Raw genomic sequence first — 17902 nt, 5'->3', positions numbered from 1 at the left:
AATGCACCGAACCCGAAGGGCCGGGCCGGAAAAAGTGCGTTCACTGCGTTGTACTCCTTGCCAGTAACCGGTTATTGGCTGTGTCGTACGCCTGGTAACCACACTTTTTCCGGCGCGGCGCTGACGTGAAAAGATCATGAACAGGCGCTCATTTAACCAGGCCGGAGAAACCCATGAACGCGAGGCTCATAAGTCCGGCGGTGATAAAGGCGATCGGCGTGCCCTTGAACGGCGCCGGGATATCGGCGCCCTCGAGCCGCTCGCGGATCGCCGCGAACAGGATCAGGATCAGCGAAAAGCCGACGGCGCTGCCGAAACCGAACACCAGCGATTCGGTAAAGCCGTTCCTTGCCTGCGAGTTGATCAGCGGCACGCCGAGCACGGCGCAATTGGTCGTGATCAGCGGCAGATAGATGCCCAGCGTCTGGTACAGCGCCGGGCTGGTCTTGTGGATGAACATCTCGGTGAACTGGACGATCGCCGCGATGATGACGATGAAGGCCAGCGTGCGCAGGTATTCGAGCTGCCACGCGATCAGCAGCTGGTCGGTCAGCCACGAGGTGCCACAGGCGAGCGTCAGCACGAAGGCCGTCGCCAGCCCCATGCCGATCGACGCCTCGAGCTTTTTCGACACGCCCATGAACGGGCACAGGCCGAGAATGCGCACCAGCACCACATTGTTGACGAGCACCGCGCCAACCAGCACCAGCAGGTAATGATTCAGTTCCATCCGCTCATACCGTCATCCATCCCTTCCAACCGGGCAATTATCCGGCCAAACCGTGCTGCCACACGCCGTGTTTGGTCAACAAGCCGCATCGTTGCCGCCAAGTAAAAAGGGCGGCCCGCGCCGCCCCGTACACCGGCGTCGACCCGGACTCAGTCGCGCAATGCGGCGATGGCTTCGACGCAGTCGGCCACCAGTTGCGGCCCGCGATAGATCAAGCCGCTGTAGACCTGCACGAGGCTGGCACCGGCGCGCATTTTCTCGACCGCATGCTCGCCAGCGAGGATGCCGCCAGCGCCGATGATCGGCAGCTTGCCGTGCAAGGCCTCGGCCAGATCGCGGATCACGTGCGTCGACTTGGAGCGCACCGGCGCGCCGGACAGGCCGCCGGCTTCCTTGCCGTGCTTCAGATGCTCGACCCCGGTGCGCGCCAGCGTGGTATTGGTCGCGATGACCGCGTCGATGCCGCTGTTGACCAGCCGCTCGGCGATATCCTCGACCTGGTGCGCATCGAGATCGGGCGCGATCTTCAGCGCCAGCGGCACATAGCGGCCGTCGCGATTGGCCAGCGCCAGTTGCTTGGTCTTGAGCGCGTCCAGCAGATGCGCCAGCTCGTCGGCCTGCTGCAGCTGCCGCAGGTTCTTGGTATTCGGCGAGCTGATGTTCACCGTCACATAGCTGGCGTACTCGTAGACTTTCTCGAGGCCGATCAGGTAATCGTTGGTCGCCTTCTCGATCGGCGTATCGGCGTTCTTGCCGATATTGATGCCGAGCACGCCCTTGTACTGCGCGCGCTGGACGTTCTCGATCAGCGCATCGACACCGCCGTTGTTAAAGCCCATCCGGTTGATGATGCCCTCGGCCTCCGGCAGCCGGAACAGCCGCGGCTTCGGGTTGCCGGCCTGCGGGCGCGGCGTCACCGTACCGATTTCGAGATAGCCGAAACCGAGTTCGGCGAGCGCGTCGATGTGCTCGCCGTTCTTGTCGAGACCGGCGGCAAGGCCGACCGGGTTCGGGAATTCAATCCCCATCACCGATACCGGCGACGGCTCGGGTTGATGCGTGAAGGCGCGCAGGAAACCGAAGCTGTGCAGTGTTTCGAGCAAGCCGAAAGTCAGGCCGTGCGCACGCTCGGCGTCGAGCGCGAACAGCAGCGGGCGAACCAGTGCGTAGCTCAACTCAGGCGCCCCGCTTTTCGCACGCATCGAGCGTGTTCTGCATCAGCGTCGCCACCGTCATCAAGCCGACGCCGCCCGGCACCGGGGTGATCCAGCTGGCTTTTTCCTTCGCCACGTCGAACTCGACGTCACCGCAGAGCTTGCCGCTTTCGAGCCGATTGATACCGACGTCGATGACGATCGCGCCGTCCTTGATCCACTCGCCCTTGACGAAGTTGGGGATGCCGACGCCGGCGACGACGATATCGGCACCGCGCACCTTGGCGGCCAGATCGGTCGTCTTGCTGTGGCAGACGGTGACCGTCGCACGCGCCAGCAGCAGCTCCAGCGCTTGCGGGCGGCCGACAATGTTCGACGCGCCGACGATGACCGCATCCTTGCCGACGATGTCGATACCGGTTTTTTCCAGCAGCGTCATCACGCCGCGCGGCGTGCACGGACGCAGCAACGGCATCTTCAGCGCCAGCCGGCCGATGTTGTACGGGTGAAAACCGTCGACGTCCTTGGCCGGATCGATCAGTTCGATGATCTTTTCGGCGTTCAGGTGCTTGGGCAGCGGCAGCTGGACCAGAATGCCGTCGACGGCATCATCGTTGTTCAGCTGCTCGACCAGCGCCAGCAGTTCGGCTTCGCCGGTATCGGCCGGCAGATCGTAGGCCAGCGAGGTGATGCCGGCATTTTCACACTGGCGTTTTTTGTTGCCGACATAGACCTGGCTCGCCGGATCACTCCCCACCAGCACCACCGCCAGCGCCGGCGCCCGCTTGCCCGCAGCTACGCGCGCATCGACGCGCGCACGCACGTCGCGGATGAGTTCTTGAGAAATGGCTTTCCCGTCAAGGATCTGGGCGGACATCGGGCAACTCCGGAAGCAACTGTCTGAATAATTGGCGCATTCTCTCATTGTTGCGCGATTTCACTCAATCACCGGGTATCAGGGGGTTGACGGCCCCGGGCGAAGCGGGCTATATTCCGCCCTCTGTTCGGGGCGTAGCGCAGTCTGGTAGCGCACCTGGTTTGGGACCAGGGGGTCGTGAGTTCGAATCCCACCGCCCCGACCAGAATTTATGATTCAAACGCTGGAAACACGGCGCCCGTAGCTCAACCGGATAGAGCAACGGCCTTCTAAGCCGTAGGTTACAGGTTCGATTCCTGTCGGGTGCGCCAGTTTTCCCGGCAGTTGGCATGATCAGTTTCAGTGGTGGCTGTAGCTCAGTTGGTAGAGTCCAGGATTGTGATTCCTGTTGTCGTGGGTTCGAGCCCCATCAGCCACCCCAAGTTAAAAACCCCTTGAGCAATCAAGGGGTTTTTGCTTTTCTGCGGCCGGCCAAGCGCAGTGCCACCCTCCCCTCGATCGCCTTTACCACCCCGCGACACCTCCCGCAGCACAGCGCCCCCACGCTGAACGTAAAAAAGCCGGATCAAGCGCCATCGCGCCCGTCCGGCTCTCCGATCAAACGCAGCGCTTAGCGCGGCGGATTGACGACGACGTATTGCACCGTGGTACCCGAGTACTGCGGCTGATACCAGGTATTGCCGCACTGCTGGTAGGTAACCCCCGAGTAGGCGTAAGGCGCGCAGTTCGGCGGTAGCGTGCGCGTGATCGAGCCGATCACCGCAGCCGTCACGGCCACGGCCGCGGTCACGCCGACCGCGGTCGCGATCGGATGATAGTCATCATCGTAGTAATAGCCACCGCCACGGTGATTGACGTTGACGTCGATATCCCGATTCACGTTGACGTTGCGGTTCACGTTGCGGTTCGAATTGACGTTGACGTTCTTGTTGCGATTCACATTGGCGTTGACGTTGCGGTTGGCGCCCCGGTTACCACGATCGACCTGGTTGACGCTGGTACGCGCCCGGCCGTCGCGGGCTTCGGCAAGCTGGGGCACAACCAGCGACACGGCGCACAATGCGAGCACCAGCGAGGAAAGCTGTTGTTTCATAGTGAGTCTCCTGTGCTTATTGCTTGTCGGCGGCGGTAGCCGCGTTCAGCACAATGGGATGGGCGTTCTTGGGCGCGGTGAACTTGAAGGTGGACGCCGCGAGACGCGCATCCGGGCGCCATTGATAGCTCATCACGGCCTGCGGGCGAGCAGCATCGCTGCTGTCGACGATGGCCAGCTTGCACGGCAGCGGCTTGTCACCGCGCGAGATCCACAACTGCCAGTCCACATCCCCCTGACGATAGGCGTACTGGTCGCAGACCTGCTTGCCGAAGATCGAAGCACCCACATAACGGGCGGCCTGGATATCGCTGACCGGCGCCTGATCGGTACCCCACAGGAACAGGTCGGCCAGCGGCAGCTCGATACCATACTTGTCGTCGAGCGTCGCAACCAGCTCACCCACGGTCGCCGGCGCCTTGACGGTCGCGTAGTAGTTCAGCTTCTTGCCGTACAGCGTGAACTGCTGGCCGTCGTAGAACATTTCCCGATCGGCACGGCCGTTGACGATGCTGGCGTACAGCCGGTTCGGCAGCGCAATCTTGTAAGTGACGTCGTTGCTGAACTTGATCAGCTGACCGGCGTCGTCGAGTCGGTCGATATCGCTATGCGCGGTGACTTCGAAGCGCTCAAGCGAACGCAGGTTCTTCGACATGCGCTGCAGTGCATCGATCGCGCGCGTCTCGCGCACCACCGGTGCCGCTGCTACCGGCTTGCTGGCATCGGCCGCTTTGACTTCTTCTGCACTGGCAGTGCCAGCGCCGAGCAGCGCAATCACGCTCAGACTGCCCAACATAGTACGCACAAGCATGTTTCGTCCTCCGTTTCGGTTCACGTTATCCATTGTGTTACCCAATAGACCAGAAAATTGCTTAAGACAACAAGTTGCACAAATTCCTTTGCACACACGGTCGATTCCCGCCGTATGTCGGCGTACTGATGCGAAAGCATGGCTGCGAACGCGCCCCGCTCCACCTCGCCAAACCGCGCCGTGCGGCGCCATTTTCGCTAGCGCCTGTGAATGCGTGACGCATAAACAATATGTTGAATGCGGCCGGTTTGGACAATACGCCAAAGCCCGAACAGGCAGCCAGTTAATTTGCATATCGCCAGCGCCGATCAGCCGTTGAGGTACGGCTTGCGCCGCAACGGCCAGCTGAGTCGCAAAAAAGCCCCTGGCTATCCAGGGGCTTTTCCGGGTTTGCGACAGGCCGGCTTTACTCGGCCAGCACCGCCGCAATCGACTTGGCCACATAGTCGACATTGCCCGCATTCAGCCCGGCCACGCACATCCGCCCGGTCCGGATCAGGTAGACGGCGAACTCGTCGCGCAAGCGATCGACCTGCGCCAGGCTCAGGCCGGTGTAGCTGAACATGCCGCGCTGGGTGAGCAGGTAGCCGAAATCACGCGTCGGGTACGCCGTGGCCAGGCAGTCGTACAACGCCCGGCGCATCGCCTTGATCCGCTCGCGCATCTGCGCGACTTCGCCGGTCCATTGCGCCAGCAACGCGTCGTCGTCGAGGACCTTGGCCGCGACGCGTGCGCCGCTGGTGGGCGGGCTTGAATAGTTGCGGCGCACGGTCAGCTTCATCTGGCTCAGCACCCGCGCGGCATCATCGGCCGTGCCGCAGACGACCGACAGACCGCCAACGCGCTCGCCGTACAGCGCGAGGTTTTTCGAGAACGAATTGCTGACGAAGAATTCGAGCCCGGCGTCGGCCATTGCGCGGATCGCGTAGGCGTCGTCGTCGAGATTGTCGCCAAAGCCCTGATAGGCGATGTCGAGAAAGGCGATCAGCCCGCGCTCGGCAACGATGCCGATCACGGCCTGCCATTGCGCCTGACTCAGGTCGACACCGGTCGGGTTGTGGCAGCACGGATGCAGGATGACGATGCTTTGCGCCGGCAACGATTTCAGCGTGGCGCACATCGCGTCGAAGCGCACGCCGCCGGTTTCGGCATCGAAGTATGGATAGTCGTGGACCTTGATCCCGGCGCCTTCGAAAATCGCCCGGTGATTGTCCCAGGTCGGATCGCTGACCCAGGCCTCGCTCTCGGGAAAATAGCGCTTGAGCAGGTCGGCGCCGATCTTCAGCGCGCCCGAGCCGCCCAGGGTCTGGATCGTCGCGATCCGCCCCGCCTTCAGCACGGCGCTGTCGGCGCCGAACAGCAGCTTCTGCACCTGCGCACGATAGCGGGCATCGCCCTCCATCGGCAGATACGGCAGCCGGGCCGGGCCTGCAAGAGCGGTCTGCGCCTGCGTCACCGACGGCAGCAGCGGAATCACGCCGCTTTCGTCGTAATAGATGCCGATGCCCAGATTGACCTTCTCCGGCCGGGTATCACGCTGGAACGCTTCGACCAGCGACAGGATCGGGTCGCCGGGATAGGTATCGACATGGGCAAACATGAGCAATCTCGCAATCGTTGGGGGTCAGGCCGGGGCGGTATGGCCACACGGCGGTCGCCGACGATTGTGCGGCATCTGCCGCGCTTTCGCCACGCACCGATGGCAATCCCGAACGCAACGCGGCACGGGTGAGCAGCATGCAGCCGGCCCCGGTCGGCCCGGCGCGGTATCATGGCCGGCCTTCAGGAGCCCTTATGACCCCAAGCCCATCCCCCAAAAGTTCGGCCGGCCGGCCCCGCGTCCAGTGCTACCTGGCGGTACCGTTTGCCGAGAAGGACGCCGCCAAGGCCCTCGGCGCACGCTGGGATCCGGCACGCAAGAAATGGTATGTGCCGCAAGGCACCGAGCTGGCGCCGTTCGCGCAGTGGTTGTCTCCGGACGCGACGCCAGCAGCCGGCGCCGAGTCAATCCGCGAACCGGTGCTGCCGCCGGGCTTCGTCGCCTACGACGGCGAAACCCCGCCCTGGGAATGAGCGCAGCCATCCCGCCCAGCGCGATTCGCCGACGCACATAGGCAGTATGCAACTTGTCGCAGCTTGCCCGGATCGCCGATCATGTCGACAGTCCCTCTTTCCACGGCCTTCGGCGATCCGCACCCATGAGCACTAGCTTTTTCTGGCACGACTATGAAACCTTCGGCGTCGTGCCGCGCCGCGACCGGCCGGCACAGTTCGCCGGCATCCGCACCGATCTCGAACTGAACGAGACCGGCGCGCCGGTCGAGATTTTCTGCCAGCCGACGCCGGACTGGCTGCCCGACCCCGAATCCTGTCTGCTGACCGGCATCACGCCGCAGCACTGCCTCGAACGCGGCGTGAGCGAACGCGAGTTCGCCGCCGGCATCGAGGCCGAACTGGCTCAGCCGGGCACCGTTGGCGTCGGCTACAACACCATCCGCTTCGACGACGAAGTCACCCGCTTCCTGTTCTGGCGCAATCTGTACGACCCGTACGCGCGCGAATGGCAGAACGATTGCGGCCGCTGGGACTTGCTCGACACCGTACGCACGACCTGGGCGCTGCGGCCCGAAGGCATCAACTGGCCGAGCCACGAAGATGGCCGACCGAGCTTCAAGCTTGAGGATCTGTCGCGCGCCAACGGCCTTGCGCACGAAGCGGCGCACGACGCGGTCTCGGACGTGCGGGCAACGATCGCACTGGCGCGGCTGATCCGCTCCCACCAGCCCAAGCTGTTCGACTTCTGCCTGAGCCTGCGCAAGAAAGATGCGGTGCTGGCGCAGATCGGCAGCGACCCCAAGCCTTTCCTGCATGTTTCCGGCATGTTCGGCACCGATCGCGGCTGTATCGCCGCCGTCTGGCCGCTCGCCTGGCATCCGAGCAACAAGAATGAACTGATCGTCTGGGATCTGGCGTTCGACCCGTGCGAGCTGTTTGCGCTCGATGCCGAGACCATCCGCACGCGGATGTTCAGCCGCGCGGATGCACTGCCCGAAGGCGTGAGCCGGTTGCCGGTCAAAACCATCCATATCAACAAGTCGCCGATCGTCATCGGCAATCTGAAAACGCTGCAGCCGGCCCAAGCCGAACGCTGGGGTGTCGATTTCGACGCGATCGAGCGCCACGCCGCGCTATTGCGCGATGCGCCAGCGCTGCCGTGGGCGCAGGTGTTCAAGCGCGATCTGCCGCCGACCGCCGACGTCGACCAGGATCTGTACGTCGGCTTTCTGTCGAACAACGACCGGCGCACGCTGGAACGGCTGCGCGGCCTCGACGGCGAAGCGCTCGCCGCGACGCGCGCCAGCTTCGACGACCGCCGCCTGGACGAGCTGCTGTTCCGCTACCGCGCACGCAACTTCCCCGCGTCGCTGACCGAGGCCGAGCTCGATCGTTGGGCGCAGCTGCGCAGCGAGCGCCTGTTCGAAGGCCGCGACGGCTACCTGACGCTGGAGGACTACTGCGGCCGCATCGACACGCTGGCCGAGTCCGCAGACGAACGCGGCGAAGCCATCCTCGCCGCGCTATACGACTACGCCGAATCCATCGCGCCCGAGTTCGGCGGATGAGATATACGCTGAGGCAGTTGGAAGTCTTTGTCGCGGTCGGCCGCTTCGAGAGCGTGTCGCGCGCGACCGAGGCGCTGAATCTGTCGCAATCGGCGACCAGCACCGCGCTGGCCGAGCTGGAAAAGCAGTTCGACGTGCGCCTGTTCGATCGCCGCGGCAAGCGGCTGCAGCTGAACGAATCGGGCCGCGCGCTGCTGCCGCGTGCGATCGAGCTGCTCGACCGCGCTGGCGAAATCGAAAGCCTGCTCGCCGGCAACGCCGGGCTGAACGGCTTCCGCTTCGGTGCAACGCTGACCATCGGTAACTACCTCGCCACCTTGCTGGTCGGTGAGTTCATGCGCCGCTATCCGGGTTGCCGGGTCCAGCTCGACGTCCACAACACCGAGCAGGTCTTGCGCAAGGTCGCGCATTTCGAACTCGATTTCGGCCTGATCGAGGGCGACAACCCGAACCCGGATCTGAGCGCCGAACCGTGGGTGTCCGACGAGCTCGTCGTCTTTGCCGCCCCCGATCACCCGCTAACACGCGAAAAACACGTGACGATCGACATGCTCGCGCGCCAGCCGTGGATCGTCCGCGAGCCCGGCTCGGGGACGCGACAGGCCTTCGAAAACGCCTTTCATTCGGTGCGCTCGCAAATGGACGTCCGGCTCGAACTCGAACACACCGAGGCGATCAAGCGCGCGGTCGAGGCCGGCATGGGGGTCTCGTGCATCTCGCGACTGGCGCTGAAGGAAGCGTTCCGCCGCGGCAGCCTGGTACCGATCGAAGTCGCCGAGCTGAATCTGCAACGGCAGTTCCATATCGTCTGGCACAAGCAGAAATTCCACACCCCGGGCATGCAGGCCTTTATCGCACTCTGCCGCGAAGTGACCGCCGGCGCGACGCGCAGCGACGAGATCGTCATGCGCGATGCCAGTGGCCGGGCGATCGAGTACCGCTAGCAACTCATTCGGGGTTGAAGATGGATAAACGATACCGGAAACGCATGGCCGCTTACTGGGCCCGCGAGGAGCGTAAAAGCCTCGCGTCCCTGAGCCGCTTGAACTACGCCACATGGTTTGATTTGTGGCATACGCACCCGGACTGGAAGGCCAAGGGCAATCGTTGCGCCGAAAACAGGGCCGCCGTTGCGGCCCAGACCTACAAGCTGTTAAAGCAGGCTGAACGCTTGGCCTCAACGAGCGGGCAAACCATCCAGATATTTGCAACGGTCTGCGAAGATACCGGCAACAATGCGGTTTATCTCCACACGAAAAATCCCAAAGGCACTGCCTACCCACAAGCATTCTCAGGCGCGCAATGGGGCGTGGCGGTGCCGGCCGAACTGATCGGTGTTATGGACTGCGATACCCACGAAATCGGAAAGATGGTCTATTCCGACGCAGTGGAATACATCATCCGTCTGCGCCAACCGCAGCAATAAGCGATAACACGCGACGCCAGCGGCCGGGCGATCGAGTACCGCTGACCGCCCCCTTCTGCCTCAGTCGAACAGTTCTTCCCAAATCGATTTCTTGCGCTTGTAGTGCTTCTGTTCGTACTTGCCGTGCTGGTGGCCAGCGCCGTGATAGTCGCCGCTGGGTTGCGGCTGCATTTGCGGCTGGGACGGCTTGGGTGCGTCCTGCACTTGCGCGCGCTCGATGATCTTGTCGAGTTCGCCACGATCGAGCCAGACGCCGCGGCAGCGCGGGCAGTAATCGATCTCGACGCCTTGGCGTTCGCTCATCACCAGACGTTCGTCGACACAGGTTGGGCATTGCATGACACGACTCCTTGAAAGTATGAATGCGGGGGTCAGCGACGCAACAGCCGCAAGCCGTTGCCGACGACCAGCAGGCTGGCACCGACGTCGGCGAATACCGCCATCCACATCGTGCCGAGCCCGGCCAGCGTCAGCGCCAGAAACACCGCCTTGATGCCGAGCGCCAGCACGATGTTCTGCACCAGCACCGCATGCGTCGCCCGCGACAGCCGCACGAAGGCCGGCAGTTTGCGCAGGTCGTCGTCCATCAGCGCGACGTCGGCGGTTTCGATCGCGGTATCGGTGCCCATGGCGCCCATCGCAAAGCCGATATCGGCCCGCGCTAGCGCCGGCGCATCGTTGATGCCGTCGCCAACCATCCCTGTGACGCCGTCGCGGCCGAATTGTTCCACCGCCGCGAGTTTGTCCTGCGGCAGCTGATCGCCGCGCGCTTCGGTGACGCCGACCTGCGCTGCGATCGCTTCGGCCGTATGCGGGTTGTCGCCGGTCAGCATCACCGTCCGCACGCCGAGTGCGTGCAACTCGGCCACCGCTTGCCGGCTGCTTTCCTTGACGGTATCGGCGACGGCGAACAGCGCCAGCACACGCTCGGCATCGGCCAGCATCACCACGGTCTTGCCCTGCCGCTCGAGTACATCGAGCCGCGCCTCCAGCGCCATCGAGCAACGGCCTTGCTCGTGCACCATCCGGTGGTTGCCGAGCCAGTATGCCCGGCCATCGATGTCGCCACGCACGCCGCGACCGAGCAGGGCTTCGAAATTGCTCACCTCGTGCCGTGCCACGCCGTCCGCCGCGCGGGCGATGGCCTGTGACACCGGGTGGTCGGAGCGGCCGGCCAGGCTGGCCGCCAGCGCGGTTGCGGCGCCAAGGTCGGCATCGCCCCAAGCCGCCGATTCGGTCTGCGCCGGCTTGCCGTGCGTCAGCGTGCCGGTCTTGTCGAGCGCCAGCGTTTTCAGCTTGCGGCCTTCTTCCAGATAAACGCCGCCCTTGATCAGGATGCCGCGCCGCGCGGCGGCGGCGAGTCCGCTGACGATGGTCACCGGGGTCGAAATCACCAGCGCGCACGGGCAGGCGATCACCAGCAGCACCAAGGCCTTGTAAATCCACGCCAGCCACGCACCATCGAATAACGGTGGTACGACCGCGACCAGCAAGGCAATGGCAAACACGATCGGCGTGTAGACGCGGGCGAACTGGTCGACGAAGCGCTGCGTCGGCGCCTTGGCGCCCTGCGCCTCTTCGACCGCGTGGATGATGCGCGCCAGCGTCGTATTCGCCGCGGCGGCGGTCACGCGGTAATCGAACGACCCCGATGCATTGATCGTGCCGGCAAACACCGGATCGCCCTCGCCCTTCTCGACCGGCAGGCTTTCGCCGGTGATCGGCGCCTGATTGATCGTCGAGCTACCCTGAACGATCTCGCCGTCGAGCGCGACGCGCTCACCCGGTTTGACGCGTACAACGTCGCCGACGATCACCGTCTTGGCATCGACCTCGAGCCAGCGGCCATCGCCGTGCCGCACGCTTGCACGCTCGGGTGCCAGATCCATCAGCCCGGCGATCGCATTGCGGGCGCGGTCGAGCGACTTGGCTTCGATCAGCTCGGCCAGCGTGAACAGCACCATCACCATCGCCGCTTCGGGCCACTGGCCGAGGATCAGCGCGCCGGTCACGGCGATGCTCATCAGCGCGTTGATATTGAGATTGCCGTTACGGATCGCGACCCAGCCCTTGCGATAGGTCGTCAGCCCGCAGGCGAGGACGGCGGCAATCGCCAGCAGCGCGGCCAGCCACACCGGCAGCCCGGCCCATTCGACGACCTCGGCGCCAACGGCCAGCACGCCAGCCAGCGCCAGCGGCCACCATGGCTTTCTGACCGCCGGCGCCGGGGCGACGCCGGCTTCGGGCAACTCGGGGGTAAAACCGAGCGAGCGTATCGCGTTCAGCACCGCATCGAGCGCGTCCGGCGCGTGCACAACGGTCAGCACGCGCTGCATCAGATTGAACTCGAGCCGGCGCACCGCCGTCATACCACCGAGCTTCTTGCGGATCAGCGCCTCTTCGGTCGGGCAATCCATCTCGCCAATGCGGATCTGCGTGGTGATGCCTTCGGCCCCGGCGGTGCTGGCCTGCAGCGGCTGCAAGGTGGCCGCCGGCGCACCGCACGCCGCGCCGTGGTCGTGGTCGTGGTCGTGGTCGTGGTCGTGGTCGTGGTCGTGGTCGTGGTCGTGGTCGTGGTCGTGGTCGTGGTCGTGGTCGTGGTCGTGGTCGTGGTCGTGACGATGTTCGCCGACCTTGCGGTAACGGAGCGTCGATCCGGCTGCGCCGGACCCGCTCGTCGGCTTTTGCTCATGATCGTGGCCGCAGCAACTGGACATGATGGACTCCGTTTGCGATATGAATACAGTACACACCCTGAAGTCACTACAAGGTCAAGCGATGAAAATCGGCGAACTGGCGCAGACGGCACAATGCAGTGTCGAAACCGTACGCTACTACGAAAAGGAAGGCCTGTTGCCGACCGCCGAGCGCACGGCGAGCAACTACCGCAGCTACGGCCCGCACCATGCCGAGCGGCTGCGCTTTATCCGCAATTGCCGCGCGCTGGACATGACGCAGGAGGAAATCCGCACGCTGCTCGGTTTCGTCGACGACCCGGCCGCCGGCTGCGGCGCGGTCAACCATCTGGTCGACGACCACCTCGGCCATGTACAGGCGCGCATTGCCGAGCTGGCCGAACTGGAGAAGCAGTTGATCGCGCTGCGGCATCGCTGCAACGGCGAGTTTCCGGTCGATGCCTGTGGGATCGTGCAGGGCCTGAACGAGATGGAGGCGGAGCCGAGGGCTGCGCATCGGCATACGCATTTGGGGTGAGGTGCGTTGGTGCTACGCGCATACAATGTATGCGTTTAGCGCCCTCGGCGCAGTTGTAAAAGCATTGATGCCGGTTCCGCCCGGCGGACGGGTTCTTTTCTTGCTTCGCCAAGAAAAGGATCCAAAAGAAGGCGCCCCCGCATTCGCGCCCCTTCGGGGCTCCCGGTGCTGCTCAGCCGCCACGGCGGGAATCACAAACTCGCGGCGCTCAAACAGCGATCCCCGACGGCCCCGTGCCGGCTTGCGCTGCTCGGCGCTACTGAGGGGATCGGGGCGGTGTGCAACGGGCAGTGAACAAACACGAGGCAAACCGGCTGCGGCGAAAAGTGCACCGTCTTTCATCCCGTTCGCCAGCGCCGAGGAGTGGAGCGAGACAAGCAGTTTCAGGCTTGGCTCGCGACCGATCGAGGGCAGCCCGGAGGGCCGCAGGCGCGGTCACGCCCAAGCTTAGCGGCTATGCCGCTTAGCGACGCGCGATGCAGCGCACGCCTTTGGGGTGAAGGGGGCTTTGGCGAGACAAAGCGCCCTTCCCGTTCGCGCGGCGGAACACGCATCAAACGCCTTTACTCGCGCCGCAGGCGCTTAACCCAGCCCCCAATGCAAAACGGCCCCGAAGGGCCGTCTGTTCTATCGAAGCGTATCAAACGGCTTCGCCTGGATGCCGCGCGCGAAGCGGAAGGGCGACGTGTACATCAAGTACACGAGCCCTTGCGCGACAAAGCGCAGCACCGGGCCAAGCCGATTTACTTCTCGACGAAAGCCCGTTCGATCACATAATCGCCCGGCTGGCCGATCCGCTTGCTGACCTGGAAGCCGCGCTCGTCCAGCAGACGGCAAGTGTCTTCCAGCATCGCCGGGCTACCGCACAGCATCGCACGGTCGGTTTCCGGGTTGAACGGCGGCAGGCCGATGTCCTCGAACAGCTTGCCCGATTCGACCAGATCGGTCAGACGACCCTGGTTGCGGAACGGCTCACGCGTCACGCTCGGGTAGTAGATCAGCTTGTTGCGCACTTCCTCGCCGAAGAACTCGTTGTTCGGCAACTCGTTCTGGATGAAGTCGGCATAGGCCAGTTCCGACACCGTACGCACGCCGTGGAACAGCACGATCTTGTCGTACTGCTCGTAGGCTTCCGGATCCTGGATCAGGCTCATGAACGGCGCCAGACCGGTACCGGTGCTGAGGTAGTACAGCGTCTTGCCCGGCTTCAGGTCCGACAGCACCAGCGTGCCGGTCGGCTTGCGGCTGACCAGCAGATCGTCACCGACCTTGATTTTCTGCAGCTCGGACGTCAGCGGCCCGTTTTGCACCTTGATGCTGAAGAATTCGAGATGCTCTTCGTAGTTGGCGCTGGCGATCGAATACGCGCGCATCACCTTCTTGCCGTTGATCTCGAGGCCGATCATCACGAACTGGCCGTTTTCGAATTTCAGGCCCGGATCGCGCGTGGTCTTGAAGCTGAACAGCGTGTCGTTCCAGTGGTGGACCGAGAGGATTTTTTCTGTGGCGTAGGTGCTCATTTATTATTTTTCCAGTGCTTTGGTAAGTTGCGGGACGGCGTCGAACAAGTCGGCGACAAGGCCGAAATCGGCGACCTGGAAGATCGCGGCGTCCGGGTCGTGGTTGATCGCGACGATGACTTGGCTGTCCTTCATCCCGGCCAGATGCTGCTGCGCGCCGGAAATGCCGGCGGCGATGTAGAGCTCGGGCGCGACGACGGTGCCGGTCTGACCGACCTGCTGTTCGTTCGGCGCAAAGCCGGCATCGACGGCAGCGCGGGTTGCGCCGATCGCGGCGCCGAGCTGGTCGGCCAGCGGGCCGAGCAGCTCTTCGAAGCGTTCGCCAAACGAACGGCCGCCGGAGACGACCACACGGGCCGACGCCAGCTCCGGACGCTCGGAGGCATTCTTGCTTTCCGACACCCAGCGTACGCGGGTATCGGCAGCCGGGGCCGACAGCGATTCGATCGCGGCCGGCGCAGCGGCCGCACCTGCGGCCGGGAAGCTCGTTGCGCGCACGGTGACAACCTGGATGGGATCGCTGCTCTCGACCGTCGCCAGCAGATTGCCGGCGTAGATCGGCCGCACATAAGTGCGCGGGCCGGTGATTTCGACCGCATCGGCGATCATCGCCACATCCAGCAGGCCGGCGACGCGCGGCAGCGCATCCTTGGCCAGGGTGTTGTGCGGCGCCAGGATGACCTGGAAGTCGCCAGCGAGCGATTTGACGATATTGGCGACATCGGCCGCCAGCGGGTGCGCCAGATGCGCGGCATCGACGCGCAACACGCGGGTCACGCCATCGAGCAGCGCTGCGTCCTGTGCCACGGCGGCGGTGTCTTCGCCGACGACGAGCAGATGAATGGCCGCATTCCAGGCCTTGGCAGCACCGACGGCACGACGGGTCGCCGCCTTCAATTGACGGCCATCATGATCGGCCAGAATCAGTACGCTCATGACAGCACTCCCGAAGCACGCAGTTTTTCGACAAGCTCTGCCACGCTGGCGACCTTGATACCGGCCTTGCGCACTTCCGGCGCAGCCACCTTGGTGCGCTTGACGCGCGGCGCGAAGTCGACGCCGGTCTCGGCCGCGTCGAGGACTTCGATCGGCTTTTTCTTCGCCATCATCAGGTTGGGCAACTTGACGAAGCGCGGCGCGTTCAGGCGCAGGTCGCAGGTCACCACGGCCGGCAGGCTCAGGGCGATGGTCTCGACGCCGCCGTCGACTTCACGGGTCACCACGGCTTCGCTGGCTTCGACCTTCAGCTCGGACGCGAACGTCGCTTGCGGCCAGTCGAGCAATGCGGCGAGCATCTGCCCGGCCTGACCGGCGTCGTTGTCGATCGCCTGCTTGCCGACGAGCACCAGGCCCGGCTGTTCGCGCTCGACCACGGCTTTCAGCAGCTTGGCGACCGCGAGCGGTTGCAGAAAGGCGCCACCGGTTTCGACGGTCAGCGCACGATCGACGCCCATCGCCAGCGCGTGACGCAGCGCTTCAGGGCTGGCCGCGCTACCGAGGCTGACGGCGACGATCTCGGTCGCAACGCCTTTTTCCTTCAGACGCAGGGCTTCTTCGACGGCGATTTCGTCGAAGGGATTGATATTCATGCGTACACCGTCGAGCTCCACATCGCTGCCATCCGGCTTGGCGCGAACGGGGACGTTGTGGTCGACGACGCGTTTGACGGCGACAAGAACTTTCACTGGGCACTCCTTGTGTTTGCCCGACATTTTATTCGGCATTAAAATATCAGTTAATCGGATTGTTTCTATATTTTATATCCGTTCTTTAGATATGCGAACGAGTACTTAATGCAACGCGACGAAATGGAATACGACGTTGTGATCGTCGGCGCCGGCCCGGCCGGTCTGGCCGCGGCGATCCGCCTCAAACAACGCGCGCCCGACGTGAGCGTTTGCGTGCTCGAAAAGGGTCCGGAAGTCGGCGCCCACCTGCTCTCGGGCGCGGTCATCGACCCGCGTTCGCTCGACGAACTGCTGCCCGAATGGCGAAAGGCGCCGTTGAAGCTGCGCACGCCGGTCAAGCGCGAGGAAATGCTCTGGCTCAAGCAGTCCGAAGCCGAGACGCTGCCGCACGCGCTGCTGCCGAAAATGCTCAAGAACGACGGCTGTGAAATCATCAGCCTCGGCGAGTTGTCGCGCTGGCTGGGCACGCAGGCCGAGGCGCTCGGCGTCGAGATCTACCCGGGTTTTGCCGCAGCCGAATTGTCGCTCGACGAACACGGTGCGCTCAACGGCGTGATCACCGGCGACTTCGGCATCAAGCGCAACGGCCAGACCGGCCCCGAGTACGCGCCCGGCATGCTGATCAAGGCCCGCTATACGCTGCTCGGCGAAGGCGCGCGCGGTTCGCTGACACGCAAAGCCGAAGCACAGTTCAAACTGCGCGCCGATAGCGACGTGCAGAAGTTCGGCATCGGCCTGAAGGAATTGTGGCGCGCCGCACCGGCACGGCACCAGCCCGGCACCGTCGTGCATTCGCTTGGTTGGCCGCTCGACAACAGCACTGGTGGCGGTGGCTTCCTCTACCATCAGGGCGACGGCCTGATCGCCGTCGGCTTCGTCGTCCACCTCGACTATGCCAATCCCTATATCAATCCGTACGAAGAATTCCAGCGCTTCAAGACGCATCCGGCAATCCGCGCCCACCTCGACGGTGGCGAGCGGCTTGAATACGGTGCCCGCGCCATTTCCGAAGGCGGCTTGCAATCGTTGCCGAAGCTGACCTTCCCCGGCGGCGCACTGATCGGTGACTCGGCCGGTTTCATCAACCTGCCGCGGATCAAGGGCGTCCACAACGCCATCAACTCGGGCATGATCGCCGCCGACGCCATCGCCGAGGCAATTGCCGCCGGCCGCAGCCACGATGAGCTCGTCGCCTACCCGGCCGCGCTGAAGCAGTCGTGGACGTGGAAAGAACTGGATGCCGTTCGCAATGCCAAGCCGATGCTGTCGCGCTTCGGGACGCTGCTCGGCGTAGCCTGTACCGGCGCCGAGCTGATGCTGCGCCAGTTCGGCATCCGGCTACCGTGGACGCTGAAGCACAGCGGCAGCGACGCCGCCAAGCTGCATCCGGCGAACGAATTCACGCCGATCATCTATCCGAAGGCCGACGGCGTGCTGAGCTTCGACAAGCTCACCTCACTGGCCTTCTCCAGCGTCCAGCACGCCGAGGATCAACCGGTCCACCTGCGGCTGACCGATCCGGCCAGGGCGATCGACGTCAATCTCGCCAAGTTCGCCAGCCCAGAATCGCGTTACTGCCCGGCCGGCGTCTACGAAATCGTCGAGGATCACAACGGCCCGCGACTGCAGATCAACGCCAGCAACTGCCTGCACTGCAAAACGTGCGACATCAAGGACCCGACGCAGAACATCGTCTGGGTCACGCCGGAAGGTGGTGGCGGCCCGCAGTACAGCCGCATGTGACAAAAAAACCGCCGGGTTCCGGCG

At 64.0% G+C, this 17902-nt stretch carries 17 protein-coding genes and 3 tRNA genes; 9 read left to right on the top strand and 11 right to left on the bottom strand.

What is annotated here, in order from left to right; translation table 11 throughout:
- Window positions 1-148 precede the first annotated feature (148 nt).
- The 3 genes from rsxA to folD form a co-directional block, all read right to left on the bottom strand.
- Window positions 149-730: an electron transport complex subunit RsxA gene (gene rsxA / locus R0382_RS09065; RefSeq protein ID WP_432724073.1), complete on the bottom strand. Its 582-nt coding sequence runs from the start codon at window positions 728-730 to the stop codon at window positions 149-151.
- 149 nt (window positions 731-879) lie between these two features.
- Entirely contained in the window at window positions 880-1932 is a 1053-nt protein-coding gene (locus R0382_RS09060) for a quinone-dependent dihydroorotate dehydrogenase (protein WP_432724071.1), read from the bottom strand.
- Complete coding sequence (gene folD, locus R0382_RS09055; protein ID WP_432724070.1) at window positions 1907-2761, bottom strand: bifunctional methylenetetrahydrofolate dehydrogenase/methenyltetrahydrofolate cyclohydrolase FolD; 855 nt, start codon at window positions 2759-2761, stop codon at window positions 1907-1909. The genes R0382_RS09060 and folD overlap by 26 nt, the downstream gene beginning before the upstream one ends.
- A 128-nt stretch (window positions 2762-2889) precedes the next feature.
- On the opposite strand from folD, the gene R0382_RS09050 reads away from it, so the two are divergent.
- The 3 genes from R0382_RS09050 to R0382_RS09040 all read left to right on the top strand — a co-directional run bounded on the left by R0382_RS09050 (window position 2890) and on the right by R0382_RS09040 (window position 3182).
- Window positions 2890-2966, top strand: a tRNA-Pro gene (locus tag R0382_RS09050).
- 29 nt (window positions 2967-2995) lie between these two features.
- Window positions 2996-3072, top strand: a tRNA-Arg gene (locus tag R0382_RS09045).
- A 34-nt stretch (window positions 3073-3106) separates the two neighbouring features.
- Window positions 3107-3182: transfer RNA gene (locus tag R0382_RS09040), tRNA-His, on the top strand.
- A gap of 189 nt (window positions 3183-3371) precedes the next feature.
- Here the strand turns inward: R0382_RS09040 and R0382_RS09035 are convergent.
- The 3 genes from R0382_RS09035 to R0382_RS09025 all read right to left on the bottom strand — a co-directional run bounded on the left by R0382_RS09035 (window position 3372) and on the right by R0382_RS09025 (window position 6265).
- A complete protein-coding gene (locus R0382_RS09035; protein ID WP_432724068.1) occupies window positions 3372-3854 on the bottom strand; it encodes a hypothetical protein in 483 nt (160 codons plus the stop codon).
- Between the two features lie 16 nt (window positions 3855-3870).
- The gene (locus tag R0382_RS09030) at window positions 3871-4665 is read right to left on the bottom strand and encodes a DUF2092 domain-containing protein (protein ID WP_432724066.1); all 795 of its coding nucleotides are present in this window, start codon (window positions 4663-4665) and stop codon (window positions 3871-3873) included.
- Between the two features lie 406 nt (window positions 4666-5071).
- Window positions 5072-6265 carry an aromatic amino acid transaminase gene (locus R0382_RS09025; RefSeq protein ID WP_432724065.1) on the bottom strand — a complete coding sequence of 398 codons (1194 nt, stop codon included), beginning with the start codon at window positions 6263-6265 and terminating at the stop codon, window positions 5072-5074.
- A 194-nt stretch (window positions 6266-6459) separates the two neighbouring features.
- Here R0382_RS09025 and R0382_RS09020 point away from each other — a divergent pair, with 194 nt between their 5' ends.
- The 4 genes from R0382_RS09020 (at window position 6460) to R0382_RS09005 (ending at window position 9714) form a co-directional block, all read left to right on the top strand.
- Window positions 6460-6738: a DUF5710 domain-containing protein gene (locus R0382_RS09020; protein ID WP_432724063.1), complete on the top strand. Its 279-nt coding sequence runs from the start codon at window positions 6460-6462 to the stop codon at window positions 6736-6738.
- Window positions 6739-6863: 125 nt separating this feature from the next.
- The gene (sbcB, locus tag R0382_RS09015) at window positions 6864-8288 is read left to right on the top strand and encodes an exodeoxyribonuclease I (protein WP_432724061.1); all 1425 of its coding nucleotides are present in this window, start codon (window positions 6864-6866) and stop codon (window positions 8286-8288) included.
- Entirely contained in the window at window positions 8285-9232 is a 948-nt protein-coding gene (locus R0382_RS09010) for a LysR family transcriptional regulator (protein ID WP_432724059.1), read from the top strand. Before sbcB ends, R0382_RS09010 begins: the two co-directional genes overlap by 4 nt.
- Window positions 9233-9252: 20 nt before the next feature.
- Entirely contained in the window at window positions 9253-9714 is a 462-nt protein-coding gene (locus R0382_RS09005; protein ID WP_432724057.1) for a hypothetical protein, read from the top strand.
- Between the two features lie 60 nt (window positions 9715-9774).
- Here the strand turns inward: R0382_RS09005 and R0382_RS09000 are convergent, their stop codons facing one another.
- Together R0382_RS09000 and R0382_RS08995 are read right to left on the bottom strand one after the other, a co-directional pair.
- The gene (locus R0382_RS09000; protein ID WP_432724055.1) at window positions 9775-10053 is read right to left on the bottom strand and encodes a zf-TFIIB domain-containing protein; all 279 of its coding nucleotides are present in this window, start codon (window positions 10051-10053) and stop codon (window positions 9775-9777) included.
- A 32-nt stretch (window positions 10054-10085) separates the two neighbouring features.
- Window positions 10086-12431: a heavy metal translocating P-type ATPase gene (locus tag R0382_RS08995; RefSeq protein ID WP_432724053.1), complete on the bottom strand. Its 2346-nt coding sequence runs from the start codon at window positions 12429-12431 to the stop codon at window positions 10086-10088.
- Between the two features lie 61 nt (window positions 12432-12492).
- On the opposite strand from R0382_RS08995, the gene cadR reads away from it, so the two are divergent.
- On the top strand, window positions 12493-12927 hold the full coding sequence (gene cadR / locus R0382_RS08990) for a Cd(II)/Pb(II)-responsive transcriptional regulator (RefSeq protein WP_432724051.1): 435 nt from the start codon (window positions 12493-12495) through the stop codon (window positions 12925-12927).
- A gap of 743 nt (window positions 12928-13670) precedes the next feature.
- Here cadR and R0382_RS08985 read toward each other — a convergent pair.
- From R0382_RS08985 to R0382_RS08975, 3 genes are read right to left on the bottom strand one after another with little or no spacing between them, the layout of a single operon-like run.
- Complete coding sequence (locus tag R0382_RS08985; RefSeq protein WP_432724050.1) at window positions 13671-14447, bottom strand: ferredoxin--NADP reductase; 777 nt, start codon at window positions 14445-14447, stop codon at window positions 13671-13673.
- 3 nt (window positions 14448-14450) lie between these two features.
- On the bottom strand, window positions 14451-15383 hold the full coding sequence (locus R0382_RS08980) for an electron transfer flavoprotein subunit alpha/FixB family protein (protein WP_432724049.1): 933 nt from the start codon (window positions 15381-15383) through the stop codon (window positions 14451-14453).
- Entirely contained in the window at window positions 15380-16132 is a 753-nt protein-coding gene (locus R0382_RS08975; protein ID WP_432724048.1) for an electron transfer flavoprotein subunit beta/FixA family protein, read from the bottom strand. The genes R0382_RS08980 and R0382_RS08975 overlap by 4 nt, the downstream gene beginning before the upstream one ends.
- A gap of 108 nt (window positions 16133-16240) precedes the next feature.
- Here R0382_RS08975 and R0382_RS08970 point away from each other — a divergent pair, with 108 nt between their 5' ends.
- Window positions 16241-17878 (top strand): electron transfer flavoprotein-ubiquinone oxidoreductase, encoded by a 1638-nt coding sequence (locus R0382_RS08970; protein ID WP_432724046.1) that lies wholly within the window; start codon window positions 16241-16243, stop codon window positions 17876-17878.
- The last annotated feature ends 24 nt before the right edge of the window (window positions 17879-17902 follow it).

Source organism: Jeongeupia wiesaeckerbachi (assembly GCF_050916355.1).
GTDB classification, from domain to species: Bacteria; Pseudomonadota; Gammaproteobacteria; order Burkholderiales; family Chitinibacteraceae; genus Jeongeupia; species Jeongeupia wiesaeckerbachi.
Note: the sequence above shows the minus strand (reverse complement) of the source record. Positions and strands in the feature narration are given on the sequence as shown.

What these genes read in the sequence shown, in the direction of transcription:
- R0382_RS09010 (WP_432724059.1), top strand. Translation starts at nt 8,285, where the DNA reads ATGAGATATACGCTGAGGCAGTTGGAAGTCTTTGTCGCGGTCGGCCGC.
- R0382_RS08985 (WP_432724050.1), bottom strand. Translation starts at nt 14,447, where the DNA reads ATGAGCACCTACGCCACAGAAAAAATCCTCTCGGTCCACCACTGGAAC.
- R0382_RS08980 (WP_432724049.1), bottom strand. Translation starts at nt 15,383, where the DNA reads ATGAGCGTACTGATTCTGGCCGATCATGATGGCCGTCAATTGAAGGCG.
- R0382_RS09000 (WP_432724055.1), bottom strand. Translation starts at nt 10,053, where the DNA reads ATGCAATGCCCAACCTGTGTCGACGAACGTCTGGTGATGAGCGAACGC.
- sbcB (WP_432724061.1), top strand. Translation starts at nt 6,864, where the DNA reads ATGAGCACTAGCTTTTTCTGGCACGACTATGAAACCTTCGGCGTCGTG.
- R0382_RS09035 (WP_432724068.1), bottom strand. Translation starts at nt 3,854, where the DNA reads ATGAAACAACAGCTTTCCTCGCTGGTGCTCGCATTGTGCGCCGTGTCG.
- R0382_RS09020 (WP_432724063.1), top strand. Translation starts at nt 6,460, where the DNA reads ATGACCCCAAGCCCATCCCCCAAAAGTTCGGCCGGCCGGCCCCGCGTC.
- R0382_RS09030 (WP_432724066.1), bottom strand. Translation starts at nt 4,665, where the DNA reads ATGCTTGTGCGTACTATGTTGGGCAGTCTGAGCGTGATTGCGCTGCTC.
- folD (WP_432724070.1), bottom strand. Translation starts at nt 2,761, where the DNA reads ATGTCCGCCCAGATCCTTGACGGGAAAGCCATTTCTCAAGAACTCATC.
- R0382_RS09025 (WP_432724065.1), bottom strand. Translation starts at nt 6,265, where the DNA reads ATGTTTGCCCATGTCGATACCTATCCCGGCGACCCGATCCTGTCGCTG.
- R0382_RS08970 (WP_432724046.1), top strand. Translation starts at nt 16,241, where the DNA reads ATGCAACGCGACGAAATGGAATACGACGTTGTGATCGTCGGCGCCGGC.
- rsxA (WP_432724073.1), bottom strand. Translation starts at nt 730, where the DNA reads ATGGAACTGAATCATTACCTGCTGGTGCTGGTTGGCGCGGTGCTCGTC.
- cadR (WP_432724051.1), top strand. Translation starts at nt 12,493, where the DNA reads ATGAAAATCGGCGAACTGGCGCAGACGGCACAATGCAGTGTCGAAACC.
- R0382_RS09005 (WP_432724057.1), top strand. Translation starts at nt 9,253, where the DNA reads ATGGATAAACGATACCGGAAACGCATGGCCGCTTACTGGGCCCGCGAG.
- R0382_RS08995 (WP_432724053.1), bottom strand. Translation starts at nt 12,431, where the DNA reads ATGTCCAGTTGCTGCGGCCACGATCATGAGCAAAAGCCGACGAGCGGG.
- R0382_RS09060 (WP_432724071.1), bottom strand. Translation starts at nt 1,932, where the DNA reads ATGCGTGCGAAAAGCGGGGCGCCTGAGTTGAGCTACGCACTGGTTCGC.